This is a genomic window from Erythrobacter sp. W36, assembly GCF_057364935.1.
Genome location: NZ_CP200281.1, coordinates 1,520,451 through 1,532,247, shown reverse-complemented (window position 1 = coordinate 1,532,247; position 11,797 = coordinate 1,520,451). Strand labels below are relative to the sequence as shown.

Genomic DNA, 11,797 nt, shown 5'->3' with positions numbered 1-11,797 from the left:
TCTAAGCGACCCGCTTGGGCAAAGATGTTCCTATGACCAGTGCTGCAAACCCCTCCAGAGCGACCGCGCTCCATAGCCCTTCTGTGGGCACTGCCGTGTCCGGCGTCTCTTCGGCGCGCCTGTCGGTTGGGATGGCGGCCTGCGCCGCGCTCAAGCCCGTCCGGGCGAGCGATATCCTCGCACAATCGCGTCGCCGCGAGGCGCGCTGGCGGCCGGGTCTCTCGGCAGCATCTCATTCAGAGGTGTTCGCCAGCGCTCAGGATGCGAGCGGGGCGGGTGCGGCATTGGCGCTGGCCCGCGACGCTTTGGCGGCTCAGGCAAGGGCGCAGCGCAGCGACCCGCTGGCAGAGGTGGATGATCAGCGTCAGATCCTGTGGGTGCAAGACCGCGAGGCGATCCGCTTAACCGGGCGGCCCTATGCGCAGGGTCTGCCGCCTGATCTGCGCCGCCGGGTGATCCATGTGGCGGCAAAGAGCGCTCAAGATGCGCTGTTTGCGTTGGAGGAGGGGCTGCGCTGCCGCGATCTTGCATTTGTGATGGGAGAGATTGCCGGCAATCCGCGCGCGCTCGATTTCACCGCATCGCGCCGCCTTAGCCTCGCGGCGGAAAAGCATGGGGTGCCGCTGTGGCTGGTGCGGCTTGATGCGAGCGCTGACCTGTCCTCTGCGCGCATGCGCTGGCGAGTGGAGGCCGCGCCATCAGCTGCACCGCGCTGGAATGCGGACGCGCCCGGCGATTCAGCCTGGCAGGCGGAATTGTTCCGCGCCCGCATGCATCCCCCCGGAGAATGGATTTTGAGCGATGAGAAAGGAAACCTGCGAGCAACAGAGCCCCGCAAACACACCGCCGCGGCGGATATTGGCAATCTGGCTCGCCCAACTGTCGGTCGATCGCTGGCGGCGCTGTAACGCGATTGCGCGCGGGGAGGGCGCCGATGCAGTACCCACCGCTCTGATTACAGAAACCGCGCATGGCCCGCGCATTGATGCGGTCAATGATCTGGGGCGCGCCGCAGGGGCTGCTCCCGGCATGATGCTGGCTGATGCGCGCACATTGTGCCCGGATATCGCGGTTGCGCCGTCTGATCAGACGGGAGACCTCGACTTTCTGGAGAAGCTCGCCCTATGGGCTCAGCGTTGGGGGCCGTGGAGCGCGCTCGATCCGCCCGATGGAGTGCTGGTCGATGTGAGCGGGGCTGCTCATCTGTTTGGCGGAGAGGTCCGGCTGCTCGAAGATGTGCACACGGCCTGCGCAGCGCGGGGACTGGCCGCACGCGCTGCGATTGCTCCCACAGCGGGCGCAGCATGGGCGCTGGCGCATTTTGGAGCGAAAACGGGCAGTTCTGAGCTGATACTGGCGTGTCAGGACGATGCGATGCGGATACTCGCCGATCTGCCGGTTGCCGCTCTGCGTCTCGATCCGAATGTGCTCACCGTGCTTCGGCGTTTGGGGCTCAAATCTCTGGGGGATCTCGCCGCAATCGCCAAGGGCGGCTCTGGCTTTGATGGCAATGTCAGCGAAGCCTCTGGTCGGGATGCTTTGAAACGCCGTTTTCGCAGCAAGTCGCCCACTGCAAATCCCTTGATCCGGCTCGATCAATTGCTGGGCAAAGTGCCAGAGCCATTGCTGCCCGTGATCGCGCAGACCATGCCTCTGGTTCAGCGGCGCTTGATGGAGCCGATCCGTCATCGCAGCCTGCTCGATCAGGTGCTGTCCGATCTCGCCGCAGATATGGCGCGCGAGCTGGAGGGCAAAGGCGAAGGCGCGCGCAGGCTCGAGCTTGGGCTGTGGCGGGTCGATGGCGAAGTGTTGGTGCGAAAGCTGGAATTGGCGGCGGCCACCCGCGACGCGGCGCATATTACCCGGCTGTTCACCAACAAACTTGAGGATATTGACGCCGGTTTCGGGATTGAGATTGTGCGCCTGCGGGCTAGCTGGTCAGAACCGCTGGCATTGGGGCAGGGCGATATTGAAACCGCTGCTGAGCAGCACGGCACATCGCTGGCCGCCTGCATTGACCGGCTGAAGGTGCGGCTTGGCCCAGAGGCGGTGCGACGGCCGATCCCGCACGCCAGCCATATTCCCGAGCGCGCGCAGGTCTGGGTGCCCCCGCTTGAGCATCAGGCGGCTTCGCAAGATACATTAGAATTCTACCGCAGACCATTAAAAATGCTTGATAAAGCAGAGGTCATTTCTGTGCTTTACGCCTCGCCTGATGGCTATCCTCAGCGATTTCGCTGGCGCGGAAAAGTGCGCGAAGTGGTGCGCGTAGAGGGGCCTGAACGGATTGCGCCCGAGTGGTGGCGGGAGCGCTCCAGCGTGCGTTTACGCGATTATTACCGGATCGAAGATGCCAAGGGGCAGCGCTATTGGATCTATCGCCACGGCCTCGCTGATGATGGGCGCGGAGGTATGCCTGCATGGTATTTGCAGGGGCTGTGCGCCTAGCTCTCTGGCTACTCAGCGCCGCCTAAGCATGCGCGGCGTTAACTGTGTCTTGTGCGCTCCCTCAACGCCTCGGTTATTATTCGTTTACGGTTTTTGGCTACGTAGGCAGCATGAACATGCACAGCATCCCTCGTACGGCCGATAGAAAGCCGCTTAGCCTGATGGTCAAAAGCCGCGTTCGCTCGCGCGTGGTGTTTGTTGATCTGATCGACATCTCCGAAGGGGGCTGCAAGATCAAAGCCAAGTCTGGCTTTGCTAGCATCGGCGACCGAGTGGTGATGAAGGTTGATGGTATCAACGCGCCAATGGGAACAATCGCCTGGGTTGAAGGCGAGTTCGCTGGTGTTGCCTTTGAAGGCCAGATGCACGCAGCGATCATTGATCACCTATGCAAGCAGAACGGCGTCAGCCTGAGCGATTTCGATCCGGGCAAAAAGTAAGCCCGCGCTTCAAATCTCACCATCGCTAAACGCAAAAAGGGCCGATGCCGCTAGGCACCGACCCCATTCAGCGTGTCAATTTTGAGCGATTAGCTCGGATTGAAAGGCAGTGAGCTGTGGTGAAGAACGATCTTCAGCTCGCCATTTTCGTCTTTTTCATAGGCGAATGAATACTCAACTTTGGTCTCGTTTCCATCGGTGCCGGTGAAGAAGTAATTGCCCATGGCAACCGCCATATCGCCATCTTCGTCGATCACGGTGCCGTTATTTTCCCAGCGCACTGCGGTGTAAGGGGCGATCGCGAAACCGCCATCTTCAGTGCCTTCGGTGCCTACGAAATAGCTGAGCGCTTCATCGAAGCTCTCGCGGAACTGATCTTCAGCGGCCAAAGTCGGCTTGAACAGGATCGTCGCGTCATCGCCGTAAGCATAGTGGGTGTTGATGTGCTCTTCAGCGCGTGCGCGGAAATCGCCTTCTTCGGTGAAGGTCGCGCCGATGGCGACGATGCCTTCGCCCCATGCTTGCTGAGCGGCTTCTACTTCTGCTGCAGTGATTGGGTTGCTGTCGGAACCGTCGGCCGAAGCAGTCGCAGTCTCGCCGCAAGCTGCCAGTGTCAGAGCGCTTGCTCCGAGTACAGAAACACAAACAAACTTCTTCATTTCATACTCCCTTGCGGGGGAGCGTGGCGCCCCCGTCATAGATGCGCGGTCATGGCCGCATGTTACCGTCCGACATCACGAGCACGATTGCTCGCCAGAGGGGCCCGGACTTGTGCAAAATACTCACTACGGCTGAGGAGGTTCCCGTATCGGAGCGTTTTTGTCTGATTTCTTTTATGAGCGGCGGATATCGACCCTCAGTGAGGCATCGCTACTCGTTCGATTTGCGGTTGCAAATTCCGCACTATTACTGAGCTCAATTAGAACATATAAGGAACAAAAGGGATGTTCCGATGGCTCAAAAATCGCTCTTAGAAAAGCTCGAGATTCTCGCTGATGCGGCGAAATATGATGCCTCTTGCGCGTCTTCGGGGACGGCGAAAAAGAACTCGCTGGGCGGCAAAGGGATCGGATCGACCGAGGGGATGGGCATTTGCCACGCCTATGCGCCAGATGGCCGGTGCATTTCATTGCTCAAAATATTGCTGACCAATCACTGCATTTTCGATTGCCACTACTGCATCAACCGCAAAAGCTCGAATGTGCGGCGTGCGCGCTTCACCCCGCAAGAGGTTGCGGACCTGACGCTCAATTTTTACCGGCGCAATTATATCGAGGGACTGTTCCTCTCATCGGGCATTATCAAAAGCTCCAATTTCACGATGGAGCAGATGGTCGAGGCCGCTCGCATCCTGCGCGAGGAGTATGATTTTCGCGGCTACATTCACTTAAAGACCATTCCCGAGGCGGATCCGGAGCTGGTGCGCCAGGCGGGGCTGTATGCTGATCGGGTCTCCATCAATGTCGAATTGCCAACGACCAGCGGTCTGACCCGCCTCGCGCCTGATAAAGACGAGCGGCAGATCGAAGGCGCGATTGCCAAGACGAAGGACGACATCATCGAGGCAAAGGATGCGCGCAAACGCTTTCGCCACGCACCGCGCTTTGCCCCGGCGGGCCAATCGACCCAGATGATCGTCGGTGCGGACCGGGCGTCTGATGCGGATATCGTTGGCAAGGCGAGCCAGCTTTACGATTCCTTTGGTTTGCGCCGGGTCTATTACAGCGCCTTTTCGCCCATTCCCGATGCCAGCGCGGTTTTGCCGTTGCAACGCCCGCCCTTGCTGCGTGAGCACCGGCTGTATCAATCTGACTGGCTGATGCGGTTTTATGGCTATGCGCCGGGCGAGGTGTGCGAGGCGACGGATGCGGATGGCAATCTGCCGCTCGATATTGATCCGAAGCTTGCCTGGGCGCTCAAATTTCGCGGGACATTCCCGGTGGATGTGAACCGCGCGGGCAAAGAGATGCTGCTGCGCGTGCCAGGGTTGGGGCCGACAGCGGTGCGGCGCATCATTGCTGCACGGCGGCACCGGACCCTGCGGCTTGATGACGTGGCGCGGCTGACCCAATCGATCGCCAAGGTGCGCCCCTTTATTACCGCGCTTGATTGGCGCCCGACGACGCTGACAGACCGGGCGGATTTGCGCAGCCTGCTCGCGCCTAAGCAGGAACAGCTGGAGCTGTTTGCATCATGAGCGGGCAGGCCCTCTCAACACGGGCGCCGTCCATGGGCGCGCATTACGCTGTGCAATTGCCAGCTCCGGATGATTTTGCGTTTTGGCGGGACCAGGCGCGTGCGCTGGTCCAATGCGAAGTGCCTCCAGACAGAGTCTCTTGGATCGAGCCAGGTGGGACGGGCGATCTGTTTGCGCAAAACGGCGCTTCCGGGCTAGCCAAGCGTCTGCCCGTGCCAGATCGAGATTCCCGGCCTGCGCGGGCGAGCAAGCGGTTCCTGAGCCTAGCGCGCAATGCGGCGCTGCATTCCGATCCAGAACGCTTTGCGCTGCTCTACCGTCTGCTGTGGCGGCTTCAGAGCAATCCGCGCATGATGGAGGACAAGACCGACCTCGATGTGCGCCGGGTGGAGGAGCTCGACAAGTCGGTGCGCCGCGACAGCCACAAAATGCACGCCTTTGTCCGCTTTCGCCAAGTTGAGGATGGTGCGGGTGGCGAGCATTATGTCGCTTGGTTTGAGCCGGATCATCATATCGTGCGCGCCAATGCGGGCTTTTTCATGCGGCGCTTTGCCAACATGAATTGGTCGATCCTGACCCCGCGCGGCTGCCTCCATTGGGATGGTGAGACCATGCGGGAAAGCGGCCCCGCGCAGCGCAGCGATGCGCCGGATGGCGATCCAGTGGAGGAGCTGTGGAAGTCGTATTACGCATCGATCTTCAATCCGGCGCGGCTGAAAGTCGGTGCGATGCTGTCTGAAATGCCGAAGAAATACTGGAAGAACATGCCGGAGGCTGCACTCATTCCCGACCTGATCGCCGGGGCGCAGGCACGCGAGGCGAACATGGTGGCAGCCGGAACGCGCGAGGCGCGTGAACTCCCGGATAGCCTGGCTGAGCTGGCTGAGGCGGCCCGCAATTGCCGCGACTGCCCGATCGCCGATTGCGGGACGCGCGCGGTTATGGGCGAGGGCGCACAGCGCGCGCCGCTGATGATCGTTGGCGAGCAGCCGGGCGATCAGGAAGATCTGGCGGGCAGGCCGTTTGTGGGGCCAGCGGGCCAATTGCTGGATGCAGCTTTGGCGCAGGCCGGGATTGATCGCAGCGCCGCCTATGTCACCAATGCGGTGAAGCATTTCAAGTTCGTCCAGCGGGGCAAGCGGCGCATTCACCAGACCCCGACAGCCAAAGAGATCGACACCTGCCGTTGGTGGCTGGAGAGCGAACGGGCAATTGTGAAACCGCGCGTCATACTGGCCCTGGGCGCATCGGCGGCGCGCGGGTTGCTGGGCAAGACGGTGAGCCTGAAGGCTGCGCGCGGAGCTCCTATCATGCTCGAGGATAAAGCGGAGCTGTGGGTCACCGCGCATCCGGCCTATTTGCTGCGCTTGGACGGTGAGGCGCGCGCAGAGCAAGCAGCTTTGTTTGCCGCTGACCTGGCAGCAGTCAACGCGCGGTTAGAAGAGCTGGGGGAATTCCATTCCCGCTCGCCCTGAGCTTGCCCGAAGGGTTGTCTTTCTCTTCTGGCGTGGTGCTCGAAGAAGGCAGTCCTTCGGGCAAGCTCAGGACGAACGGAGTCCTGAGTTATGCCTGACGCCCCTCTCACCCCAGACAAACGGACAATTGAGCTCGACCCCGATCTGATCAGCGCGCCGGATCGCGCAGCATTCGTCGAACTCGGATTGGTCAGCTGTTTCAGCTTTCTGCGCGGTGCGTCCGATGCGGTGGACCTCACCATGACGGCCCGCACGCTCGGCTATGATGCCATCGGGATTGCGGATGTGAATTCTTTCGCCGGCGTGGTGCGGGTCCACAGCGAGGCGAAGACGCTCAAACTGCGGCCCGTCATCGGCACCCGCATCGAAACGGCCGAGGGTCTCGCGTTTCTGGCATACCCTAAAAACCGCGCGGCTTACGGGCGGCTATGCCGCCTGATCAGCGCCGGACGGATGCAGACACTCGGCGGTGAATGGCAGGACAAGGGCGTGTGCGAGATCGACCTTGCGATGCTGTCTCAGCATTCTGAGGATGTGCAATTGATCCTGCTGCCGCCGGGTGATTTGGCGAGCGAATTTACGATAAAGGTGATGAGCAACATCATCCCCTTTCGTCACCCCGGACTTGATCCGGGGTCCAGCTGCTTTTCCGAACAGGAAGCAGAAAAAGCGGGATCCCAGCTTGGAGGCCTGGATGACGAGGTAAGAGGGACTTTGCCTGAGCTTCTCCCTCATCTCATCACTCAGATTCCCACGCTCGGTCACATCGCAGCCAGCTATCTCTACCGCGGCGAGGACGTGGCACGGATTGACCGGTTGGACGCTCTGGCGCGGGCCAATGGCCTGATGCTGCTCGCCACCAATGATGTGCATTACCACGCGCCTCAGCGCCGACCCTTGCAAGATGTGATGACCGCGATCCGGCACAAGGTGAAGGTCGCCGAGGCGGGGCATTTGCTGCACGGCAATGGCGAGCGTTACCTTAAGCCGCCGCAAGAGATGCAGCGGCTGTTTGCCCGCTGGCCGCATGCCATTCGCGCCGCGCGCGAGGTGGCGGATGCTTGCGAGTTCAGCCTTGATGAACTGCGCTATGAATATCCGGAGGAGATCTATCCGCAGGGCATGACACCGCAGGCGTTCCTCGAAAGCGAGACGCAGCGCGGGGCAGAGCGGCGCTATCCATCCGGCGTGCCTGATGCTGTGCGCCAAACATTGGAGCGCGAGCTTGCACTGATCGGCAAGCTTGATCTGGCGCGCTATTTTCTCACTATCAAAGACATCGTCGATTACGCGCGCAGTGTTGACCCGCCGATCCTGTGCCAGGGGCGCGGCAGTGCAGCCAATTCGGCGGTCTGCTATTGCCTGGAAATCACCAGCGTTGACCCGGCAAAGCATCAGCTCTTGTTCGACCGCTTCATCTCTGAAGAGCGCAAGGAACCGCCTGATATCGACGTCGATTTCGAGCACGAACGGCGCGAGGAGGTGATCCAATATATCTATGAGAAATATGGCCGACACCGCGCTGGATTGACCGCGACGGTCATCCATTATCGCCCGCGCATGGCAATCCGCGAGGTTGGCAAAGCGATGGGTCTGTCAGAGGATGTCACCAGCGCGCTCGCCCGCACGGTGTGGGGCGGGCATGGGCGCGAGATTGGCGAGGCGCATGTCGAGGAGATCGGCATGAAGCTAGACGATCCGCATTTGCGCCGCGTGCTGGCGCTGACCGAGCAGATGATCGGCATGCCGCGCCATCTGTCGCAGCATGTCGGCGGCTTTATCCTCACCGAAGGCGCGCTGACGGAGACCGTCCCCATCGGTAATGGCGCGATGCCGGATCGCAGTTTCATCGAATGGGACAAGGACGATATCGAGGCGCTCGGCATTCTGAAGGTTGATGTGCTGGCGCTGGGGATGCTGACCTGCATCAAGAAATGCCTTGATCTGCTGGAGGATCACCATGGCCGTAGCCTGACGCTGGCCACGGTGCCGCGCGAGGATCCAGAAACCTATGCAATGCTGCGCAAGGGGGATTCGCTGGGCGTGTTTCAGGTCGAAAGCCGCGCGCAGATGAACATGCTGCCGCGCCTGCGCCCGCGCGAATTTTATGATCTTGTGATCCAGGTCGCGATTGTGCGCCCCGGCCCGATCCAGGGCGATATGGTGCACCCTTATTTGAAACGCCGCCGGGGCGCTGAGCCGGTACAAATCCCCGCTCCATCGCCCCAGCATGGCCCGCCGGATGAGCTTTCTTCTATTTTGGAGCGCACTTTGGGTGTGCCGATCTTTCAGGAGCAGGCGATGAAGATTGCGCTCGATGCAGCGAAGTTTTCATCCACTGAAGCCAATCGATTGCGCAAGGCGATGGCGACTTTTCGCAGCCGCGGCATGGTGCATGAGCTGGAGGATATGATGGTCGGGCGAATGGTCGAACGCGGCTATGATCCAGACTTTGCAGAACGCTGCTTCAATCAGATCAAGGGCTTTGGCGAATACGGCTTTCCAGAGAGTCATGCCGCCAGTTTTGCGCATTTGGTCTATGTCTCAAGCTGGCTCAAATGCCATTTCCCGGCGGCCTTTGCCTGCGGTCTGCTCAACTCGCAGCCGATGGGTTTCTATGCTCCAGCTCAGATCGTGCGCGATGCGCGTGAGCACGGCGTTGCGGTGCTGCCCGCTGATGTGAATGACAGCGAATGGGATTGCACGCTTGAGCTGCGTACGGGCTGCACATCCGTGCACCCCTCAGCCGAAGCCACCCGCTCCCTCCACCCTTCCACCCGGAGCCTACCGGGAGATCATCCGGGTGGAAGGGTGGAGGGAGCGGGCGGCTTCGGTGCGAGCGATAGCGAGCCGCAGAATAGGGGCCGTCTCGATAAGCATATCGCGCTGCGGCTTGGGCTGCGGCAGGTTGATGGTCTGCCCGAACATGTCGCGGCGAATTTGATCGCAGCACGAGAGCAGGGCGGGGCGTTCAAAGATGTCGCGGAATTGCAGGAGCGTGCGCACCTTTCGTCGGCGCATATTGAACGGCTTGCGAGCGCGGATTGCTTCACCTCACTTGGCCTTTCACGCAGGCAGGCCCTGTGGGATGCGCGCAGCCTTATTGCCGCGCCTGATCTCCCCCTGTTCAAGGCCGCTGCTGAGCGAGATGAGGGTGCAGAACGCAGCGCCACTCAATTGCCACAAATGCCGTTGTCAGAAGAAGTGGTGGCAGATTATCAGACCACGCGCCTCAGCCTAAAAGCGCATCCGATGTCGTTCCTGCGCCCCAGCTTGGCAGAGCGCGGGTTCGTGCGGGCCAGCGAGCTCAGAGACCGAAAGTTCCGCAGCATGGTTCAGGTCGCCGGCGTGGTCCTGATCCGGCAGCGACCGGGCAGCGCCAAGGGCGTGTGCTTTATCACGCTGGAGGATGAGACCGGCGTGGTGAACCTGGTCGTGTGGCCTGATCTTAAGGAAAAACAGCGCCGCGTGGTGATGGGCGCACGCTTGATGGAGGTGCGCGGGCGTGTCGAATATGATGATGAGGTGATCCATGTGATCGCGCACCATATGACTGACGCGACAGAGGCTTTGTACGGCCTATCAGACGATATGCTGAACGCTCCGGTCGCGCGGGCGGATCACGTGAACTCCCCACTGGTTAGCCGCAAACCGCCAGCGGAAAAGCCTGCGCTGAAAACGCGCGATATGATTGACGAATTGCCGCCCAGCACCGCGCTGGGGCAAACTCCAAACGTCACGGGCCATCCGCGAGGCCATCGGATATTGCCGAAGTCGCGCGACTTCCACTAAGACCTTGATATGCCTCGCAAGCGCAAACTCACCAAAATCAGCCGCCGTATCGGACAATTCCGCAGGGAACGGCGTTTCATTCTGCTCGCGATCATCGCGACCGTATTTTTCGCAGGATGGAGCTGGCTGAAAGCGCATCCACAGCATGATCCCACAGCACCACTTGATCTGCGCCACCCGATTGGCTGGGCAACGGCAGGAAAACTAGCGGCGCTGAAAGACGATGTGCCGCAGTGCCGCTCTGTGCTGGAGCGGAGCGCGGTCGCCTTTGATGCGCTGCCGACGACGGGTGAGGGGGCTTGTGCCCGGCCTGATCGTACCCAGTTGAGCACCTTTCCGCTAGCGCCCGATACGCCAGCCGTGACTTGCCCGGTGGCCACCGGCTTGGAGATGTGGCGTGAGCGCAGCGTAGAGCCTGCTGCGGCTGAAATACTAGACAGCGAGCTTGCTACAATCGAGCATCTGGGGGCATTCAATTGCCGCACGGATGCGCGGTGGCAGTTCAAACGCCTGGAGCGAACATGCAACCGCCAATGCGATTGATATTGCGGGATTTACTCTGGCGGATGGCCGAACAATCAGCGTGCTTCGCGATTGGCCAGAAGACAGCGATGAAGCACGCTTCCTGCGCGAGGTACGCGATGGCGCATGCGGGGTCTTCGCGACCGTCCTATCGCCGGATTACAACGCCGCCCATGCTGACCATTTCCATTTTGACCAGGCCTCGCGCTGGTCGGGCGTGTGCCGCTAGACCGCTTCCATCGCGTAGCCAGCAGAGCGGACTGTGCGGATCGGATCTTTTGCGCCCTCAACCTCGATGGCTTTGCGCAATCGGCGAATGTGCACATCAACCGTACGCAGTTCGATATCTGAGCCCGTGCCCCAAACGCCGTCGAGCAATTGTCCGCGGCTGAACACGCGGCCTGGGCTTTCCATAAAGAACTTCAGCAAGCGGTATTCGGTTGGGCCAAGTTGCAGTGACTGCCCGCCGCGCATGACCTTATGCGCGACCGGATCGAGCAGGATATCGCCGACCTCGACAGTCTCGTCGGCCAAGGCAGGGCGAATGCGCCGCATCACCGCAGCCACCCGGGCCAGCAATTCGCGCGGGCTGAATGGCTTGGTCAAATAGTCGTCCGCGCCCGTATCGAGGCCCCGCACGCGGTCGTCCTCGGCCTCTCGGGCGGTCAGCATGATGATTGGGACATGCGCGGTCTGCTTATCGCGGCGCAGCCTGCGGCAAACCTCAATCCCGCTGGTGCCCTCGATCATCCAGTCAAGGATTACAAGATCAGGCACATCCTCGCTCGCCAGCATCAATGCCTCGTCGCCGTCGCTGGTTGAGCGGACGTCATAGCCTTCGTTCTGGAAACGATATTCGAGCAGCTCCGACAAAGCCGGATCGTCTTCGACCAATAGCAGTTTAGTAGCAGACATGTCTGAGA

10 protein-coding genes are annotated in these 11,797 nt (G+C 60.8%); 8 read left to right on the top strand and 2 right to left on the bottom strand.

All coding sequences use genetic code 11. The features are described 5' to 3' along the window. Positions 1-32 precede the first annotated feature (32 nt). The 3 genes from AC0V6U_RS07495 to AC0V6U_RS07485 all read left to right on the top strand — a co-directional run bounded on the left by AC0V6U_RS07495 (position 33) and on the right by AC0V6U_RS07485 (position 2,888). Positions 33-908: a recA-like protein gene (locus tag AC0V6U_RS07495; RefSeq protein WP_472645543.1), complete on the top strand. Its 876-nt coding sequence runs from the start codon at positions 33-35 to the stop codon at positions 906-908. After that, positions 802-2,448, top strand: a complete 1,647-nt coding sequence (locus tag AC0V6U_RS07490; RefSeq protein ID WP_472645542.1) for a DUF6504 family protein — start codon at positions 802-804, stop codon at positions 2,446-2,448. Before AC0V6U_RS07495 ends, AC0V6U_RS07490 begins: the two co-directional genes overlap by 107 nt. 116 nt (positions 2,449-2,564) lie before the next feature. Next, positions 2,565-2,888: a PilZ domain-containing protein gene (locus tag AC0V6U_RS07485; RefSeq protein ID WP_472645541.1), complete on the top strand. Its 324-nt coding sequence runs from the start codon at positions 2,565-2,567 to the stop codon at positions 2,886-2,888. Between the two features lie 89 nt (positions 2,889-2,977). Here AC0V6U_RS07485 and AC0V6U_RS07480 read toward each other — a convergent pair whose 3' ends face one another. After that, positions 2,978-3,547: a phosphoribosyl-AMP cyclohydrolase gene (locus AC0V6U_RS07480; RefSeq protein ID WP_472645540.1), complete on the bottom strand. Its 570-nt coding sequence runs from the start codon at positions 3,545-3,547 to the stop codon at positions 2,978-2,980. A 293-nt stretch (positions 3,548-3,840) separates the two neighbouring features. Between AC0V6U_RS07480 and AC0V6U_RS07475 the strand changes: the two genes are divergently transcribed. From AC0V6U_RS07475 to AC0V6U_RS07455, 5 genes are all read left to right on the top strand, one after another. Next, positions 3,841-5,085 carry a putative DNA modification/repair radical SAM protein gene (locus AC0V6U_RS07475; RefSeq protein WP_472645539.1) on the top strand — a complete coding sequence of 415 codons (1,245 nt, stop codon included), beginning with the start codon at positions 3,841-3,843 and terminating at the stop codon, positions 5,083-5,085. Beyond that, positions 5,082-6,560, top strand: coding sequence for a UdgX family uracil-DNA binding protein (locus AC0V6U_RS07470; RefSeq protein WP_472645538.1), 1,479 nt, complete (start codon positions 5,082-5,084; stop codon positions 6,558-6,560). The genes AC0V6U_RS07475 and AC0V6U_RS07470 overlap by 4 nt, the downstream gene beginning before the upstream one ends. A 90-nt stretch (positions 6,561-6,650) precedes the next feature. After that, positions 6,651-10,352 (top strand): error-prone DNA polymerase, encoded by a 3,702-nt coding sequence (locus AC0V6U_RS07465; protein ID WP_472645537.1) that lies wholly within the window; start codon positions 6,651-6,653, stop codon positions 10,350-10,352. A 9-nt stretch (positions 10,353-10,361) separates the two neighbouring features. Beyond that, entirely contained in the window at positions 10,362-10,895 is a 534-nt protein-coding gene (locus AC0V6U_RS07460; RefSeq protein WP_472645536.1) for an extensin family protein, read from the top strand. Continuing rightward, on the top strand, positions 10,840-11,103 hold the full coding sequence (locus AC0V6U_RS07455) for an extensin-like domain-containing protein (protein WP_472645535.1): 264 nt from the start codon (positions 10,840-10,842) through the stop codon (positions 11,101-11,103). The genes AC0V6U_RS07460 and AC0V6U_RS07455 overlap by 56 nt, the downstream gene beginning before the upstream one ends. Here the strand turns inward: AC0V6U_RS07455 and phoB are convergent. Beyond that, positions 11,100-11,789: a phosphate regulon transcriptional regulator PhoB gene (gene phoB / locus AC0V6U_RS07450; RefSeq protein WP_472645534.1), complete on the bottom strand. Its 690-nt coding sequence runs from the start codon at positions 11,787-11,789 to the stop codon at positions 11,100-11,102. The genes AC0V6U_RS07455 and phoB overlap by 4 nt on opposite strands. Between the last annotated feature and the right edge of the window lie 8 nt (positions 11,790-11,797).

Coding starts and splice junctions, on each gene's coding strand:
- AC0V6U_RS07495 (WP_472645543.1), top strand. CDS start 33: ATGACCAGTGCTGCAAACCCCTCCAGAGCGACCGCGCTCCATAGCCCT.
- AC0V6U_RS07490 (WP_472645542.1), top strand. CDS start 802: ATGAGAAAGGAAACCTGCGAGCAACAGAGCCCCGCAAACACACCGCCG.
- AC0V6U_RS07485 (WP_472645541.1), top strand. CDS start 2,565: ATGCACAGCATCCCTCGTACGGCCGATAGAAAGCCGCTTAGCCTGATG.
- AC0V6U_RS07480 (WP_472645540.1), bottom strand. CDS start 3,547: ATGAAGAAGTTTGTTTGTGTTTCTGTACTCGGAGCAAGCGCTCTGACA.
- AC0V6U_RS07475 (WP_472645539.1), top strand. CDS start 3,841: ATGGCTCAAAAATCGCTCTTAGAAAAGCTCGAGATTCTCGCTGATGCG.
- AC0V6U_RS07470 (WP_472645538.1), top strand. CDS start 5,082: ATGAGCGGGCAGGCCCTCTCAACACGGGCGCCGTCCATGGGCGCGCAT.
- AC0V6U_RS07465 (WP_472645537.1), top strand. CDS start 6,651: ATGCCTGACGCCCCTCTCACCCCAGACAAACGGACAATTGAGCTCGAC.
- AC0V6U_RS07460 (WP_472645536.1), top strand. CDS start 10,362: ATGCCTCGCAAGCGCAAACTCACCAAAATCAGCCGCCGTATCGGACAA.
- AC0V6U_RS07455 (WP_472645535.1), top strand. CDS start 10,840: ATGCGCGGTGGCAGTTCAAACGCCTGGAGCGAACATGCAACCGCCAAT.
- phoB (WP_472645534.1), bottom strand. CDS start 11,789: ATGTCTGCTACTAAACTGCTATTGGTCGAAGACGATCCGGCTTTGTCG.